The sequence below is a fragment of the Streptomyces lydicamycinicus genome (assembly GCF_000829715.2).
Taxonomy (GTDB): domain Bacteria; phylum Actinomycetota; class Actinomycetes; order Streptomycetales; family Streptomycetaceae; genus Streptomyces; species Streptomyces lydicamycinicus.
The window spans coordinates 82,801-99,266 of sequence record NZ_BBNO01000001.1 but is presented as its reverse complement, the minus strand read 5'-3'; the positions used below and the strand labels follow the sequence as shown (position 1 = coordinate 99,266).

Genomic DNA, 16,466 nt, shown 5'->3' with positions numbered 1-16,466 from the left:
CGACACACCTGCCCGTGTGCCCGCCCGCATCGCGCCGGGGCACCCGCCCGTACCGCCCGCCCGCGCCGCGTCATTCGGCGGCGTTGTCCGCGGCGTCCGCGATGTTCTGGATGTCGGTGAGCACTCCGGACGGGTTGCCCCGCGGGCCGACCGCGGCGCCCATCTTGGCCTTGACGGTCTTGGAGATCAGCGGCCAGGAGGTCTTGTTCGCCGGGTAGAACTCGGCGCCGGCGAGCTGCTTGAGGAAGCCGTGGAACTTGGCGTACTTGTCGTCGGCCAGCATCGCCTGGGAGGCGGAGGAGGTGACCGGCAGCAGGCCGTACTCACCGGAGAACTTCTCGACGTTCTTCTTGCTGTAGACGAAGTCGAGGAACTTGCCGACCTGGGCGCGGTGGCCACCCTGCTTGAAGGCCATCATCCAGTCGGCGACGCCCATGGTGGCCTTGGCCTTGCCGTGGGCACCGGGCAGCTCGACGGTGCCGTAGTCGATGCCCTTGGCGGCGGCCTGCTTCATCAGGGCGGGATGGCCGTTGAGCATGCCGACCTCGCCGTCGACGAAGCCCGCGAAGGCGTCCTCGCGGTTGAGCTTGGCGGGGTCGACCCCGGTCAGGCCCTTGCCGACGAGGTCCTCCTTCAGCCACTTGAAGGCCTTGACGTTCTCCGGCGAGTCGATCGTGTACTTGCCGATGCTGTCGGTGTAGCCGCCGCCACCGCTGAGCATCCACTGCATCGTCTCGGCCTGGGTCTCCTCCGGGCCGAGCGGCAGCGCGAACGGCATCTTGACGCCCCGTGCCTTCAGCAGCTGGGCGTCGTGGGCGATGTCGTCCCAGCTCGCCGGCGGGCTGGTGATGCCGGCCTGGCTGAACAGCTTCTTGTTGTAGAAGAGCCGCCGGGTGCTGGCGCCGAACGGCATGCCGTACTGGACCCGCTTGTATTCGCCGGCCTCCGCGAGGGAGGGGGTGAAGTCGGCCTGGGTGGGGATGGAGAGCAGCTGGTCGGCGCTGTAGAGCTGGCCCTTGGCCGCGTAGTCGGCGTAGGCGCCGATCTGGGCGAGGTCCGGGGCGTGGCCGTCCTTGACCAGGTCCTCGACCTTCTTGTCGACGTCGGTCCAGCTGTAGACCTCGACATCGACCTTGATACCGGGGTTCTTCTCCTCGAAGGCGCGGGCGAGCTCATCCCAGTAGTGCTGGGAGCCGTTGGCACGGCTGTCGCCGTAGTCCGCCGCGATCAGTTTGAGAGTGACGTCGTCGCTACCGGAGCCGCTGCCGCAGCCGGTAAGAGTCAGTGTCATGGTGGTGGCGATTGCCGCCGCCAGGCTCAAGTACCGCCGCTGCACTGCTGTTCCCGCCCTTTGTTCTGAAATCCGTGCTTGTCGGGCATTCACCCGGCCGCCTCAGGGGTCGCCCTCGAACGGCATGAACAGCAAGTCTCCCCCGCGTTCTTTACAAGGTCTACACCACCCCCCTCTCACACCGGCACCGGCCTTCCGTCGCCCGGTCCGGACCCATCACTACGGTGAGTGGACTAGACCTTTCCCGCCGGATCGCGCGAAACTGTTCCCGTGAGACACGTCATCGCCCTGGATGTGGGCGGCACCGGCATGAAAGCCGCCCTCGTGGGGGTGGACACCGCGCCTTCCGGGGGCACGCCCCCCGTGCTGCTGTACGAGGCACGGCGCCCCACCGGCCGCGAGCGCGGCCCCGAGGCGGTGGTCGAGGCCATCCTCGGCTTCGCCGCGGAGCTCCGGGAGCTCGGCACGGCCCGCTACGGCGCCCCCGCCGCGGCGGCCGGTGTCGCGGTCCCCGGCATCGTCGACGAGTGGTCCGGCACCGCCGTCTACGCCGCGAACCTCGGCTGGCGGGACGTACCGATGCGGGCGCTGCTGTCCGAGCGGCTGGGCGGGGTGCCGGTCGCCCTCGGCCACGACGTGCGCACCGGCGGCCTGGCCGAGGGCCGGATCGGCGCGGGCCGGGACGCCGACCGGTTCCTGTTCGTCCCCCTGGGCACCGGGATCGCGGGCGCCATCGGCATCGGCGGCCGGATCGAGTCCGGTGCGCACGGCAGCGCGGGCGAGATCGGCCACATCGTCGTACGGCCCGGCGGGCGGGAGTGCGGCTGCGGGCAGCGCGGCTGCCTGGAGACGCTGGCCTCGGCCGCCGCGGTCGGCCGTGACTGGGCCGCGGCCTGCGGCGATCCGCAGGCCAACGCTGCGGACGCGGCCCGGGCCGTGGCGTCCGGCGACGCGCGGGCGCACACCGTGTGGCAGCGCGCCGTGGACGCCCTCGCCGACGGTCTGGTCACCGGTCTCACCCTGCTCGACCCGCAGACGCTGATCATCGGCGGCGGGCTCGCCGAGGCGGGCGACACGCTCTTCACACCTCTGCGGGAAGCGGTCCGCCGGCGCGTTACGTTCCAGCGGCTCCCCTCGATCGTTCCGGCGGCCCTCGGGGACGCCGCCGGGTGCCTGGGTGCAGGACTGCTCGCCTGGGATCTTCTCTCCACGGAGGTAACCGCCTGATGGCACAGCAACAGTCCGCGCAGCGGCCCTCGGACCCTCCGCGCACCATCCTGGCCGGCGCCCGGATCGCCCGGCCGTCCGGCGTGGTCGAACGCGGCCGGATCGCCGTCGAGGGCGGCCGGATCGGCGATGTCCACAGCCGGGACCTCGATCTGGCCGAGGGGGCGGCCGGCAGCGTCGTGGACCTCTCGGGCCACCTCATCGTCCCCGGCTTCATCGATATGCATGTCCATGGCGGAGGCGGTGGCTCGTTCTCGTCCGCCGACCCCGAGGAGTGCATGACGGTGGTCGAGACCCACCGCCGGCACGGCACCACGTCGATGCTCGCCTCCACCGTCACCGGTGAGCTGACCGACCTCGCCCGGCAGGCCGCGGTGCTCGCCGAGTTGGTGCAGCAGGGCGAGCTGGCCGGCATCCACTTCGAGGGCCCGTTCATCTCCCCGGACCGCTGCGGCGCCCACCAGCCGGGGCTGCTGCGCGACCCGGACCCGGCCGATGTCCGCAAGCTCCTCGACGCCGCGCACGGCACCGCGTCGATGATGACCGTCGCGCCCGAACTGCCCGGCGGCCTGGCGTCCGTGCGGCTGCTCGCCGACGCCGGGGTGATCGCCGCCATCGGCCACACCGACTCCTCCTACGACGCCACCCGCGAGGCCATCGACGCGGGCGCCACCGTCGCCACCCACCTCTTCAACGCGATGCCCGCACTGGGCCACCGTGCGCCCGGCCCGGTCGCCGCGCTCCTGGAGGACGAGCGGATCACCGTCGAGCTCATCAACGACGGCACCCATCTGCACCCCGCGGTCCTCCAACTGGCGGTCCGCGAGGCCGGGGACGGGCGGGTCGCGTTCATCACCGACGCGATGGGCGCGGCCGGTATGAACGACGGGAGGTACCCGCTCGGCCCGATGCAGGTCGAGGTCAAGGACGGTGTCGCGCGCATCAGCGAAGGCCCCACGGCCGGTTCGATCGCCGGCTCCACCCTCACCCTGGACCGCGCCTTCCAACGCGCCGTCACCGTCGACGGCCTGACGGTCGACCAGGCCGTACAGGCACTTTCGGCCACTCCGGCCCGCCTCTTGGGCATCGACGACCGGACGGGCGCCTTGCAGACCGGCAAGGACGCCGACCTGGTGGTGCTGGACGCGGCATACGACGTGGTGGGGGTCATGCGCCGGGGCGAGTGGCTGGTGCGCCCACCGGGCGCCTGAGGCGCCGCCCGCGCACCGGGCAGGCACGCGGCGCGCCCCTCCTCCGGGCCGTGGCCCCCACGGCGGCCGGACCGGGTCTGGGCCAACCACCACCGACGATGGCATGATCGCTCGCGCACTTGTCCGCATGCCACCGCCGTACGCGGTTGCCCGACGCCCGGCCGCCCGGCCATGACTGCCCGGAGGGGCGACCATGATCCTTACGGTCACGCTGAACGCCGCCCTGGACATCACCTACCGCGTCCCCCGGCTCCAGCCGCACACCACGAACCGGATCACCGAGGTGTCCGAACGCCCCGGGGGCAAGGGCCTGAACGTGGCCCGGGTGCTGGCCGCGCTCGGCCACCGTACGGTCGCCACCGGCTTCGCGGGCGGCGGCACCGGCGAGGCCCTGCGCGCGCTGCTCGCGGAGACCGAGGTCACCGACGCGCTGGTCCCGGTCGGCGGCGCCACCCGCCGCACCGTCGCCGTCGTCGACGCGGCCACCGGAGACACCACTCAGCTCAACGAGCCGGGCCCGGTCGTCTCCCCCGCCGAGTGGGACACCTTCCTCGACACCTACCGCGAACTGCTCGGCGAGGCACGGGCGGTGGCCCTGTGCGGCAGCCTGCCGCCGGGTGTCCCGGTCGATGTCTACGCCCGGCTGACCCGGGCCGCGCGCAGCGCCGGCGTGCCGGTCCTCCTGGACACCAGCGGCGAACCGCTGCGCCGCGGGCTGGCCGCCCGCCCCGACCTCGCCAAGCCCAACGCCGATGAACTCGCCGCCCTCACCGGCAGCACCGAACCGCTGCGCGCCGCCCGCGAAGCCCGCCGCCGCGGCGCCCACGCGGTGGCCGCCTCCCTGGGCCCGGACGGCATGCTCGCGGTCACCGCCGACGGCACCTGGCAGGCCGCCCCGCCCCGCCGGATCGCCGGCAATCCGACCGGCGCCGGCGATTCAGCCGTGGCCGGCCTGCTGTCCGGCCTGGTCGAGGGCCTGCCCTGGCCGGACCGCCTGACCCGCGCGGTGGCCTTGTCCGCGGCAACCGTACGGGCCCCGGCAGCGGGCGAGTTCGATACGGCGACGTATGAGGAGCTGCTGCCGCGCGTGACGGTGAGGGACCATCCGGCGGCAGGGTGAGAAGGGGGGAGGCGGGGGCGGTCCCTCAGCTCCGGGCCAGCCAGACCTTGTCGAGGTTCACATCGCACTGATTCCCGCTCTCGCAGGACAGCTTGATGGTGTTGGTGCCCTTGTTGAGCTGCACATACGACCAGGTCCTGGTCCAGCCCTTGTCCCAGGCGCCCTCCGGGGCGTGGGCGAAGTTCTCCATGTTGATCGGCCGGCCGTCCGCCGCGCCGTTCACGTTCAGTGTGAGGTTGGCGTCCTTGCCGGGCACGCCGTAACCGACCCAGAGCTTGTACTTGCCGGCAGCCTCGACATCGAGCGACCAAGTGGCCGCCGCGCCCTGGGTGTTCATGCCTGCCACATAGGCGCCGCCGGGCGAGCGCGCACCCGGCACGTCCTTGGCCGTGGTCGCCCCGCCTTCGAGCCGCAGGCTGCCCGCGTCCTGCTTGGGCAGCTTGCCGGGGGCGGGCTTGGAGGTGGGCTTGTCGGTCGGGTCCACCTTGTCCCCGGCCGTCGGACCCGGCTTGCTCCCGGTGTCGTTCTTGGAGCCGTTGGCGTTGGTGAGCATCGCGACGCCGATGCCTATGCAGACCACCGCGACCACGGCGACGGCGCCGATCAGCAGGCCGTTGCGGCCGCGGCGCGGCTCCTGGCCGCCGTTGACCGGGGTGGAGCGGGTGCGGTCGCCGCCGGGCAGGGTCTCGGGGGCGGCGTAGTGGGCGTTCTGCTGCCCGTACGTCACCTGCTGCGGGGCCTGCTGGCCGTACTGGCGCTGGCCGACCGCGCGGACCTGGTTGTAGGACGTCCGCGGAACCCCCGGCTGCCGCGCCGCCGCACCGTCGCCCGCCGAGCCCTGGGCGCCACCCTCGCCGCCTTCCGAGCGGTAGAGATAGGCGAACGGGTCGTCGTTCTCCGGCGTGTCCGCGCCGTTGTTGCCGGCCGTCATTCCGTGTCACTCCCAAGCGATCTGTGCGCGTCTGTACGCGTCTCTACGCGTCCGCAGGCTTCATTGCGCGAACTGTCTTTCGGGCCCCCGCGGCGCCGCGCCGCATCGGCGCAGCCTACCCCGTCACGGCCCGCGCACACCGTGCCCGGAGGGCCACAAGATCGCTACGGAACGGTGAACGGCTGGTGTGCGGGCCGATGCGGGGCCGGTGTGAGATACGCGGCATCGCGCCCGGCCGTCGCGGCGGGCCCGCCGGCCGCTCAGCCCGCGGCCCGCCGGTTCGCCTTCGAGCGGGAGCGCTTCTCGACGTACATCCGCTGGTCGGCCGACTCCAGCACCTCCTCGGCGGACATCCCGCAGCTCGCCCAGCCGATACCGAAGCTGGCGCCCACCCGGACCGCCCGGCCCTCCACCCGGATCGGCGGGATGATCGCGTTCCGCAGCCGGACCGCCAGGTCCTGGGCGTCGGCGGTGCCGAGGCCGTCGGCGAGCACCACGAACTCGTCGCCGCCGAGCCGGGCGACCGTGTCACCGTCCCGGACGCCGCTGGTCAGCCGGCGGGCGACCTCTATCAACACGGCGTCGCCGGTGTTGTGCCCGAAGCGGTCGTTGATCGACTTGAAGCCGTCGAGGTCACAGAAGAGGACCGCGAGCCCCTTGGAGCCGTCGTCGGCCGGCCCGTCCGCGGGGGCGACGAGATGCACATGGTGGTCGAACGGGGGCGGGGGGCCGCCCTCGAAGCCGTCGAGCCCGTCGAAGGGCTCCTTGGCGTCCGGCCGGAAGCCGTTCGGATGGCGGGGGTCGGTGCTGAGGGTGGCCGAGGAGGCGTAGGCGTCCGCCATCGAGCCGGGCGGGCGGGAGCACAGCCGGGCGCCGAGCCGGGCCCGCAGCTCGGCGCTGTTGGGCAACCCGGTCAGCGAATCGTGGCTGGCGCGGTGGGCGAGCTGGAGCTCGTGCCGCTTGCGCTCCTCGATGTCCTCGACGTGGGTGAGCAGGAAGCGGGGGCCGTCGGCGGTGTCGGCGACGACGGAGTTGCGCAGCGAGACCCACACGTAGGAGCCGTCCCGGCGGGCCAGCCGCAGCTCGGCACGGCCGCCCTCGGCGGAGGTGCGCAGCAGCGTGCCGATGTCCTCGGGGTGGACGAGGTCGGAGAAGGAGTAGCGGCGCATCCCGGAGGCCGGGCGGCCCAGCAGCCGGCACAGCGCATCGTTGGTGCGGAGCAGCCGTCCGTGCTGGTCACCGCCCATTTCGGCGACGGCCATCCCGCTCGGCGCATACTCGAACGCCTGCCGGAAGCTCTCCTCGCTGGCGCGCAGCGCCTGCTGCTCGCGCTCCAGCCGGACCAGGGCGCGCTGCATGTTGGCCCGCAGCCGGGCGTTGCTGATCGCGATCGCGGACTGGAAGGCGTACATCTGGAGCGCTTCCTGGCCCCAGGGGCCGGGTCGCCGGCCGTTGCGCGGCCGGTCGACGGAGATCACTCCGAGCAGCTCGCCGCCCCCGTTGGCCGCGGTGTACATGGGCGCGAAGAGGCGGTCCATGGGATGCCACTCGTCGGGGAACCGGGGCGCGGGACCGGCCGTGTGCCACTGCGGTACGTCGTCATCATCGAGCACCCAGCCCTCGGTGTGCGAGATGAAGTGCAGATCGCCCCAGCGCTCGCCCATGGACAGCCGGCGCTCCCAGGAGGCGCGGGAGCCGACCCGTCCGGCCATCAGGGCCTCGGCGCCCGCGCTGCCGGCGACCGCGGCGACCACGAGATCGCCGTCGGGCCGCACGAGATTGACCGCGGACAGCTCATAGCCGAGCCCGGTGATCACGCCGTCGGCGACGGTCTGCAAGGTGTCCGCAAGGCTACGTGCGGTATTCAGCTCGGCGACCACTTGGTGCAGCTGCCGCAGGGTCGCAAGACGGACGTATGGCTCCGACTCGGTCTCCATCGCTCGCTCTCCCTGAGACCTCGACAGCAAACTCCACGATTTCTTGTCGTCCGATTCCCCGCTCACTGAATCACAGTGAGCTGTTCACTCGGTACACAGGGTCAACAATTAGCGCCTGCTGTGACTCAAGTCACAAACAATGAAGGACGGTTGGCGATCTTCCATAAAACCGCCACGGGAGCGCGCCTTCACTCTTTCTACACTTACTGAACGCAAATTCCGAGCGATTCGGGAACTCCGCCGTCAGACCTAGGACGCGAGTGGTCCGGAGGCCCGATGCGCGCCGCGGCCGCCCGAAGTTAGCGTTTATGGCGTGTTCACGAAGACTCCCGCCGATGCGGCGGCCTCCGGGCCCGCCGCCCACCCCGCACCCGCCGTCGCCCTCGCCTCCGTGCCGGGGGGCGCGCCGATCCCGCATTCTGTTGGGGTGAGTGACGACGAGTTCCGTGCCGCCCTGTCCCGCCTAGCCGCCGGCGTGGTGCTGATCACCGCCCACGACCCGGACGGCGGGCCGCACGGCGAGGACGTCGGCATGACCGCCACGGCGTTCCTCTCCGTGTCCCTCGACCCGCCACTGGTGATGGTGAGCGTTCGCAACGACTCGCGCATGGACGACCTGCTGGAGGTGCAGCCCTACTGGGCCGTCTCGGTGCTGTCGGGACATCAGCGTCAGGTCGCCGGACGATTCGCCATGAAGGGCCGCATCAGCGACCGGCTGCTCTTCAAGGACATTGCGCATGTACGGGGCGAAGCGTCCGGTGCGCCCCTCATCGGGGGCGCCCTGGCGACCCTGGAGTGCCGTACCGAGCAGCGGGTCGTGGCAGGCGATCACACGCTGGTCATCGCACGTGTCCTGGCCACGACGCTGCCGAACGAGGAGGACGGGCCGCTGACGTACTTCCGCGGGAAGTACCGGCAGTTGGGGTGAGCCCGGGGACGGCCGGGGTGGTCAGGACGGCCGGGGCGGTCAGGACGGCCGGGGCGGTCAGTCCCAGCCGCGGCCTGAGCGGCCGCGCTTGGTATCGCCGCGCTGCTTCTTCTCGCGCAGCCGCCGCTCATTGATGCCCCGTGGGATCCGCGACTTACGGCGCTGCTTGGGCGGCGGGGCGGTCGCCTCGGCGAGCAGCGCGGCCAGCCGGACGGCGGCGGTCTCGCGGTTGCGCCACTGCGAGCGGTGCTCGGAGGCCCGTACGGACAGCACGCCGCCGGCCAGGCGGCCCGCCAGCCGCTCCAGGGCACGCTCTTTCCACACCTGCGGCAGTGCCTGCGTTTTGCCGAGGTCGAAACGCAGCTCGACCTGACTGTCGCTGGTGTTGACGTGCTGGCCGCCCGGACCTGAGGAACGCGAGAAACGCCAGACGAGCTCGGCCTCTGGAAGGACGACCGAACCGCGGATGACATAGGGCCCGGACATGAGTCCTATGATCCCGCGCCGCGCACGGCCCCGTCACCCGCTTTTCGGGGCCCGTGCAGAGCGTTCACATCAGAATTCGGCAAAGAGAGTAAAGACTCCTGGAACCTGGCGGTCCCCTCATGGCGTTGTGGTGGGTAACGGTAGCTTCGTGCGCAGTGCGGAGCCCGACGCTTCGACGAGTCGACAAGGAAAGGGACTTCCCATGGCTGTAAGCCTGTCCAAGGGCGGCAACGTCTCCCTCACCAAGGAGGCACCGGGCCTGACCGCCGTCACGGTGGGCCTCGGCTGGGACGTCCGCACCACCACCGGCACGGACTTCGACCTCGACGCCAGCGCGATCGCGGTCAACCCGAGCGGCAAGGTCTTCTCCGACCAGCACTTCGTCTTCTTCAACAACAAGGCGACGCCCGACCAGTCGATCGTGCACACCGGTGACAACGTGACCGGCCAGGGCGAGGGCGACGACGAGCAGATCAACGTCAACCTCGCGGCGCTGCCGGCCGACATCGACAAGATCGTCTTCCCGGTCTCGATCTACGACGCCGAGAACCGCAGCCAGAACTTCGGCCAGGTGCGGAACGCCTTCATCCGCATCGTCAACCAGGCCGGCGGCACCGAGATCGCCCGCTACGACCTCAGCGAGGACGCCGCCACCGAGACCGCCATGGTCTTCGGCGAGCTGTACCGCAACGGCGCCGAGTGGAAGTTCCGCGCGGTCGGCCAGGGCTACGCCTCGGGCCTCGTCGGCATCGCGCAGGACTTCGGCGTCAACGTCTGAGCCGGATCCAGATCCGGATCCGGATCCAGGCCTGGGCCAGATGAGTCCGAGCCCGGCGCAGGTCTGAGCCTGATGCAGGTCTGAGCCTGATGAGCCTGAGGCAGGTCTGAGCCTGAGGCAGGGTCTGAGCCTGGAGCGGGTGGCGTTATGGAGGGCCGGTTCCCCAGTGGGGGGCCGGCCCTTCGCGTGTTTGGGGCGGGGGAGCTTTCAGGGGGACGGCTGGGGGTGTGGCGCGCGTACGGGGGTGGGGCCGTCCCGGTGGTGAGTGGGGTGCCGGGAGGGGCCCGTTCAGGCGACCGCGTCCGTGACCGTTTCGGGGGGCGCGGACAGCTGCGCCACGTCGTCCAGTGACAGGCCGAGGGCGCCGGAGAGCGCGGCGATCGTGAAGAACGCCGGGGTCGGCGCCCGGCCGGTCTCGATCTTCCGCAGCGTCTCGGCGGACAGCCCCGCCGCCGCCGCGACCTCGACCATGCTCCGCTCGCCGCGCGCCGCTCGCAGCAGGGCGCCGAGCCGCTCGCCACGTTCACGTTCCTGAGGGGTCAGGGGAGTTCGCACCATGCCCGTGATACTAATACCGGTAAACAAATACCGGTAAAGAAATACCGCCCGTGCCGCTGCCGTGGCGCGGCCCGGGCGGCGGTGAGCAGGAGGTCGGGCAGATGGTGGAGATCAAGACGGACGCGGCGGTGGACGCCATGCGGGTGGCCGGGCAGGTCGTCGGCAAGGCGCTGGAGGCGGTGCGGGCGGCGGCCGCACCGGGCATGCGGCTGCGGGACCTGGACGAGGTCGCCCGTACGGTCCTGCGCGAGGCCGGTGCCGACTCGCCGTTCCTCGGCTACCGCCCGAGCTTCGCCCCCACCCCGTTCCCCGCCGTCCTCTGCGTCTCCGTCAATGACGCGATCGTGCACGGCATCCCGGACGGGACCCGGCTGCGCGACGGCGACCTGGTGAGCATCGACTGCGGCGCCCTGGTGGACGGCTGGGCCGGCGACGCGGCCCTCAGCTTCACGGTCGGCACCGCCCGCCCCGAGGACCAGCGGCTCATGGACACCACCCGGCGGGCCCTGGAGGCGGGCATCGCGGCGGCCGTGGTCGGCGCCCGGATCGGCGATATCTCCCATGCGATCGGCAGCATCGGACGCGCCGCCGGCTACGGCATCCCCGAGGACTTCGGCGGACACGGCATCGGCCGACAGATGCACGAGGACCCGGGGGTCCCCAATGACGGCCGCCCGCGCCGCGGCATGATCCTCCGCCACGGCCTGGTCCTCGCCATCGAGCCTATGTTCCTGGCCGGCGGCAAGAACGACTACTACGCGGCCGGCGACGGCTGGACCCTGCGCACCACGGACGGCTCCCGCGCCGCCCACTTCGAGCACACGGTGGCGGTGACGGACGAGGGCCCGCGGGTGCTGACTACGGCGTAGGGGGCGTGGGGGGCCGGGGAGGCGCCGCGGGGGGATCGTGGCGAGCTGGGCGCTTGCGGAGGCCGCGGGGGGCGAGGGGCTGCGGGGGCGTGAGCGGGCGCCGTGGTGGGGCCAGGCGTTCGCGGAGGCCGCGGCCAGGGCATCGTGGCGAGACCTGGCCTTCGCGGAGCCCGCGGGGGCAGTGGAGCCGGGGGCGGAGGAGCCGGGGGCGGGACATCGCGGCGAGACCGGGGGGTTCCGGAGCCCGCGGGCCCGAGGCGGAGCAACTGTGGGCGGGGCATCACGGCGAGAACTGGCCTTCGCGGAGCCCGCGGCCGGGGGCAGGAGCCGGGGTGAGACAGCGCGCGAGGGGGCGGGGACCAGGTGGTCGTAGGGGTGCCGGTCTGCGGGAATGGCCGGGTGAGGGCACCATGGAAGCGGCGCCGGGCGCGGGGCACCGTCCCGTCCGTCGCTGTCCTCCTGGAGCGCAGCCCATGAGCCGATCCGCCGCCGAATCCGCGCACCCGACCGTGAGCGTGCTGCTCTGCGACGACGATGACGTCGTACGCGCAGGGTTGCTCGCCCTGCTCAGCAGTGCCCCCGGCATCGAGGTCATCGGCGAGGCCGGGAACGGCGAGGAGGCCGTGGCCCTGGCCGCCGCGCTCCGCCCCGATGTCGTCCTGCTGGATCTGCGGCTCGGCTCCGGTATCGACGGCGTCGAGGCCACCCGGCGCATCACCCGCGCCGACGCCCCCGGCTCCCCCCGGGTCCTCGTGCTGACCGACTATGACACCGACACCGACATCGCCCGGGCCTTTGAGGCCGGGGCCGCCGGACATCTGCTCAAGGCCGAGCCGCCGGAGGAGCTGTTCGCCGCGATCCGGGCCGCGGCCGCGGGCCGGAGCACGCTCGCCGCGCCGGTCGCCCATCACGTCCTGGCCCAGATGCGCAGCCCGCGCCCCACGCTCACCGAACGGGAGCTCCATATCCTCGGCCGGCTGGCCCGTGGGCTGAGCATCCGCGAGATCGCCCGTGCGCTGTCGACGAGCGAGGTCACGGTCAAGGCGGACCTGGCCCGGATCTACGACAAGCTCGGGGTGGCCGGCCGGACCGCCGCGGTCTCCGTGGCCAGGGACCAGCGGCTGCTGCCCTGACCGGACGGCACCGGACGGCGGCCACGGACCGCGTGACACCATCAAGCTGTGATCGACCTCGGCTACTCCCTCTCCCGCCGCTTCCCGGATCCGCCGCAGACGGACTACCGGACCGCGGACGTGCGCACGCTGCGCCATGACCTCTTCTGCGGTGACGTCTATCTCGCCGACACGAAGACGGACCGCGAGCTGTCCACGGCCTGGGGCTGGGTGCCGGTCCTCGACTTCGCCTGGGCACTGTGCGACATCGTCGAGCAGCTCGACACCGACCCCCGGGGCAATCGCTCCGCCCGCCCGGTCCACGCCGAGCTGGACTTCACCGAGTCCGCCGACCGGATCTTCTTCGAGCGCCGCTTCGGGTGGGTGGACGTCGACGCCGACTGGATGGCGGCCGACGAGGCCCCGCTCACCTTCAACCACTCCGCGCTGCGCCGCGAGGCCCGCGACTTTCTGCACGATCTGATCGCCGACCTCACCGATATGCACGACGGCCTCGGCGACAACCCCGCCATCTGGGACCTCCAGGCCCGTTTCCCCCGCGTCTGAACGTCAGAGCCGACGCCCGCACCGCGCGCCGGCCGTACGCCGACGGGGCCCGGGCGTCACACCGTCCCCCTCCGGCGACGAGCCGGGCGCCACGCCGCCCCCTCGATACGCCGCCCCGGCTCCGCGCCATGGCCCCGTCTGGCCCCCTCACTCCACCCGCACCCCTACCTGTGCCGCGAACACCGGGGCCAGATCGAGCAGTTGGGCCGAGCTGATCACCGCGCCCGACAGGCGGTCGATCCCCCGGGCGATGTCCAGCGCGGCCGCGCCCCGCAGATCGACGTCCTTCATCCGTGCCTCGGAGAAGTCCACCCGGGTCAGGGTGCAGTCGTCGAAGGTCACCCGCTCCAGCACCGCGCCCGCGAAGTCCGCCTCGACCAGGACACACCCCTCGAAGGCGACATCCCGCAGCTTCGCCTGCCGCAGATTCGGGAAGTCGATCTTTCCGCCGCGCACCACGACCCGCTCCAGGACCGCCCCGTGCAGCTGGGTCCCGCCGAGCCGGGCGTCGGACACCTCCACGTCGCGCAGGGACGCCTGGGACAGATCCGTGCCGACCCCGCGGACTCCGTTCAGCACGCTGTCGATGATCCGGGCCCGGCCGAGCGCGGTCTCGTCCAGCGCGCAGCGTCGTACCGCGCAGTCCATGAAGCGGGCGCCGCGCGCCGACTGGCCGGTCCAGTCGGCGTCCGCGAACTCCAGCCCGTCGTAGTCCCCTTCGGGCTCCAGCTCGCCGCCGTCGTACGCCGTCAGCTCCGGAAGCCGCACCTGCGGCCGCCGCACCGCCGGCACCGTCTCCTTGCCGCGCTCTGCCACGCGATCACCGCCTTCCCTGCCGTTCGTGCCCCCTCGCACCTGCCCACCCATCGTGAACCACACCACTGACAATGAGCTCTGAACTGCGGAAACACCCGATTGCCGGTCGTCGTGCGGGGGCTCCCGCCGTGCCCCGCTCCCGCCCGCCCGGGCAGGCGCCCGCCCCGCCGTCGCGGGACGTCCCGCCGTCGCGGGACAACCCCGCCGGGCCGCGCCGTACGAACCGTCTTGACCTCAACCAAGCTTGAGGGAAGAGAGTGGCGGGCGGTTGCCCACCCACCGAGGCCCGCACTCCTCAAGGAGATACCGCCATGCACGCGATACGGCTGCACACCTTCGGCCCCGCCGAGAACCTCCGCCACGAGACGGTCGAGGACCCGCTCCCCGGGCCCGGTGAGGTCCGGATCGCGGTGGCGGCGGCCGGTGTCCACCTCCTGGACACCGCCCTGCGCGAGGGCAGACCGGGCGGGCCGGTGCCGCTCCCCGAGCTGCCGACCGTACCCGGACGGGAAGTCGCCGGCACGGTCGAGGCGCTCGGCGAGGGCACCGACCCCGACTGGCTCGGCCGGCGCGTCGTCGCCCACCTGGGCACAGCCCCCGGCGGCTACGCGGAACGCGCCGTCGTCGCCGCCGGGCGGCTGCACGCGATCCCTGAGGGCCTGGACGCGGCCCAAGCCGTCGCCATGATCGGCACCGGTCGCACCACCATGGGCATCCTGCTCTTCGCCGGCCTCACCGCCGACGACATCGCGCTCGTCCCCGCGGCCGCCGGCGGCATCGGCTCCCTGCTCGTCCAGCACGCCAGGAACACCGGCGCCACGGTCATCGGCCTGGCCGGCGGCGCCGCGAAGGTGGCACGCGTCCGCGAACTGGGCGCCGATCTCGCCGTCGACTACACCCGCGACGACTGGCCGTCCCTGGTACGGGCGTTCCTCGACGGCCGGGGCGCGGCCGGTGCCACCCTCGTCTTCGACTCGGTCGGCGGGGCCCCCGGACGCGCGGCCGTGGATCTGCTCGCCAAGGGGGGCCGTCATCTGGTCTTCGGCTGGTCCTCCGGCGGCCTGCTCACCGGCGGGCCGCTGGAGTTCGCGGAGGGCGAGACGGCGGCCCGCGGAATCACGTCGGAGCAGGTCCTCGGCCCGCCGATGCTGGCCAGGGCCGGGGGCGACGACCCGCTCCGCACCCTGGAGACCGCGGCCCTGGCGGAGGCCGCGGCGGGCCGGCTGGTGCCGGCGGTCCAGCGCTTCCCCCTGGCGGAGGCCGCGGCCGCCCACCGGGCGCTGGAGTCCCGCGCCACGATGGGCAAGGTCGTCCTGGTGCCGTAGGAGTCAACCCCTCAGGGGGCGGGCGGGGTTGGCCCGGCCATCCGGGGCGGGGCGGGCCGGCTCCCCGGGGGGGGGCGGCACCACCCCACCTACCGGACCACCCCCGCCTACCGCACCACCGCCATCTCCCGCGCCGTCTGGTTCAGCCGGCGCCCGCCGGACTCCGTGCACGTCACGATGTCCTCGATCCGCACCCCGAAGCGGCCCGGCAGATAGATTCCCGGCTCGATCGAGAAGCACATCCCGGGTACCAGCGGCAGATGCTCGCCCTCGACCAGGTACGGCGGCTCATGGGTGGTCACCCCGATGCCGTGGCCGGTCCGGTGGATGAAGTACTCGCCGTAGCCCGCGGCCTTGATCACCTTCCTGGCCACCCGGTCGACGTCCTGGCACGCGACGCCGGGCCGCACCGCCTCGAAGGCCGCCTGCTGCGCCTCCCGCACGATGTCGTGCACCTTGCGCTCCTCGGCGCCCGGCTCCCCGACGTGCACGGTGCGCGTCGTGTCCGACCCGTAGCCGTCCTTGAGGCCGCCGAAGTCGAGCACGACCATGTCGCCGTCCTCGATGACCCGCTCCCCCGCCTCATGGTGCGGATTGGCGCCGTTGGGGCCCGACCCCACGATCGTGAAGTCCACCTGGCTGTGGCCGTGCTCGGTCAGCAGCCGCACCAGGTCCGCCGCCACCTCGGACTCCCGCCGCCCGCCGAAGCGGACGGCCAGGATCTCCTCGTAGGCCGCATCGGCGGCGGCCCCGGCCGCGGCCAGCAGCTCCACCTCGTGGGCGTCCTTGACGGCGCGCAGCATCGGCAGCACCTCGGACAGCGCGGCGTACCCACTCCCCGGCACCGAGCGCTGGAGCCCCAGCAGATGCATCGCCCAGGTCGAGTCGGACATCCCGTAACGGCCCTGTGGAGCCATCCACTTGGCGACCTCGGCATACGGGTCCGAACCATCGGTCCAGCCCGACACCTCCATCGCCCAGGCCCCCGGGGAGTACTCCGCATCCGGGTACTCCAATACGGGCACCAGCAGCCGCGGGCGCCGCTCCGGCTCGATCACCAGGGCGGTCAGCCGTTCGGTGACCGCGGTCGGCCGGTAGCCGCACAGCCACGTCAGATCCGGTCCCGGCGTCACGATCAGCCCGGCCAGCCCGGCATCGGCGGCGGCCCGGCCCGCACGCGCCATCCGCCGCCCGTAGTCCACCTGCGTCATCGAAGTCACCATGGCGGCGAACTTACGCCGCTCCGGCCCCTTCGGCCCGCCGAATGCCCACCCTCATGGGCCTCTTCACTCCTCCAGTTCACCTCTGCC

General features: G+C 72.6%; 16 protein-coding genes. 9 read left to right on the top strand and 7 right to left on the bottom strand.

Annotated elements, in window-relative coordinates:
• Positions 1–70: 70 nt before the first annotated feature.
• The gene (locus TU31_RS00445) at positions 71–1,336 is read right to left on the bottom strand and encodes an ABC transporter substrate-binding protein (RefSeq protein WP_042147142.1); all 1,266 of its coding nucleotides are present in this window, start codon (positions 1,334–1,336) and stop codon (positions 71–73) included.
• Between the two features lie 225 nt (positions 1,337–1,561).
• Between TU31_RS00445 and TU31_RS00440 the strand changes: the two genes are divergently transcribed.
• From TU31_RS00440 to pfkB, 3 genes are all read left to right on the top strand, one after another.
• Positions 1,562–2,518, top strand: coding sequence for an ROK family protein (locus tag TU31_RS00440; protein ID WP_042147139.1), 957 nt, complete (start codon positions 1,562–1,564; stop codon positions 2,516–2,518).
• Positions 2,518–3,729 (top strand): N-acetylglucosamine-6-phosphate deacetylase, encoded by a 1,212-nt coding sequence (gene nagA, locus TU31_RS00435; protein WP_042147136.1) that lies wholly within the window; start codon positions 2,518–2,520, stop codon positions 3,727–3,729. The genes TU31_RS00440 and nagA overlap by 1 nt, the downstream gene beginning before the upstream one ends.
• A 193-nt stretch (positions 3,730–3,922) precedes the next feature.
• Positions 3,923–4,849 carry a 1-phosphofructokinase gene (gene pfkB / locus TU31_RS00430; RefSeq protein ID WP_042147133.1) on the top strand — a complete coding sequence of 309 codons (927 nt, stop codon included), beginning with the start codon at positions 3,923–3,925 and terminating at the stop codon, positions 4,847–4,849.
• Between the two features lie 25 nt (positions 4,850–4,874).
• On the opposite strand, the gene TU31_RS00425 is transcribed toward pfkB, so the two are convergent.
• Positions 4,875–5,780, bottom strand: a complete 906-nt coding sequence (locus TU31_RS00425) for a CBM35 domain-containing protein (RefSeq protein WP_042147131.1) — start codon at positions 5,778–5,780, stop codon at positions 4,875–4,877.
• 260 nt (positions 5,781–6,040) lie between these two features.
• Positions 6,041–7,717: a diguanylate cyclase CdgB gene (gene cdgB / locus TU31_RS00420; RefSeq protein WP_042147127.1), complete on the bottom strand. Its 1,677-nt coding sequence runs from the start codon at positions 7,715–7,717 to the stop codon at positions 6,041–6,043.
• Positions 7,718–8,030: 313 nt separating this feature from the next.
• On the opposite strand from cdgB, the gene TU31_RS00415 reads away from it, so the two are divergent.
• Positions 8,031–8,645 carry a flavin reductase family protein gene (locus TU31_RS00415; RefSeq protein WP_181018501.1) on the top strand — a complete coding sequence of 205 codons (615 nt, stop codon included), beginning with the start codon at positions 8,031–8,033 and terminating at the stop codon, positions 8,643–8,645.
• Between the two features lie 57 nt (positions 8,646–8,702).
• Here TU31_RS00415 and arfB read toward each other — a convergent pair whose 3' ends face one another.
• Positions 8,703–9,131, bottom strand: coding sequence for an alternative ribosome rescue aminoacyl-tRNA hydrolase ArfB (gene arfB / locus TU31_RS00410; protein WP_042147123.1), 429 nt, complete (start codon positions 9,129–9,131; stop codon positions 8,703–8,705).
• Between the two features lie 202 nt (positions 9,132–9,333).
• On the opposite strand from arfB, the gene TU31_RS00405 reads away from it, so the two are divergent.
• On the top strand, positions 9,334–9,909 hold the full coding sequence (locus TU31_RS00405) for a TerD family protein (RefSeq protein ID WP_042147120.1): 576 nt from the start codon (positions 9,334–9,336) through the stop codon (positions 9,907–9,909).
• Positions 9,910–10,197: 288 nt separating this feature from the next.
• On the opposite strand, the gene TU31_RS00400 is transcribed toward TU31_RS00405, so the two are convergent.
• Positions 10,198–10,467 carry a helix-turn-helix domain-containing protein gene (locus TU31_RS00400; RefSeq protein ID WP_042147117.1) on the bottom strand — a complete coding sequence of 90 codons (270 nt, stop codon included), beginning with the start codon at positions 10,465–10,467 and terminating at the stop codon, positions 10,198–10,200.
• A 101-nt stretch (positions 10,468–10,568) separates the two neighbouring features.
• Here TU31_RS00400 and map point away from each other — a divergent pair, with 101 nt between their 5' ends.
• The 3 genes from map to TU31_RS00385 all read left to right on the top strand — a co-directional run bounded on the left by map (position 10,569) and on the right by TU31_RS00385 (position 13,015).
• Complete coding sequence (gene map / locus TU31_RS00395; protein WP_042149666.1) at positions 10,569–11,336, top strand: type I methionyl aminopeptidase; 768 nt, start codon at positions 10,569–10,571, stop codon at positions 11,334–11,336.
• A gap of 473 nt (positions 11,337–11,809) precedes the next feature.
• Positions 11,810–12,469 carry a response regulator gene (locus TU31_RS00390; protein ID WP_042147114.1) on the top strand — a complete coding sequence of 220 codons (660 nt, stop codon included), beginning with the start codon at positions 11,810–11,812 and terminating at the stop codon, positions 12,467–12,469.
• Positions 12,470–12,517: 48 nt separating this feature from the next.
• A complete protein-coding gene (locus tag TU31_RS00385) occupies positions 12,518–13,015 on the top strand; it encodes a hypothetical protein (RefSeq protein ID WP_042147111.1) in 498 nt (165 codons plus the stop codon).
• A 147-nt stretch (positions 13,016–13,162) separates the two neighbouring features.
• Here TU31_RS00385 and TU31_RS00380 read toward each other — a convergent pair whose 3' ends face one another.
• Complete coding sequence (locus TU31_RS00380; RefSeq protein WP_042149664.1) at positions 13,163–13,807, bottom strand: pentapeptide repeat-containing protein; 645 nt, start codon at positions 13,805–13,807, stop codon at positions 13,163–13,165.
• A gap of 335 nt (positions 13,808–14,142) precedes the next feature.
• Between TU31_RS00380 and TU31_RS00375 the strand changes: the two genes are divergently transcribed.
• Positions 14,143–15,156: a zinc-binding dehydrogenase gene (locus TU31_RS00375; protein WP_042147108.1), complete on the top strand. Its 1,014-nt coding sequence runs from the start codon at positions 14,143–14,145 to the stop codon at positions 15,154–15,156.
• Positions 15,157–15,263: 107 nt separating this feature from the next.
• Here the strand turns inward: TU31_RS00375 and TU31_RS00370 are convergent, their stop codons facing one another.
• Positions 15,264–16,367 (bottom strand): aminopeptidase P family protein, encoded by a 1,104-nt coding sequence (locus TU31_RS00370; RefSeq protein WP_078885550.1) that lies wholly within the window; start codon positions 16,365–16,367, stop codon positions 15,264–15,266.
• Positions 16,368–16,466 lie beyond the last annotated feature (99 nt).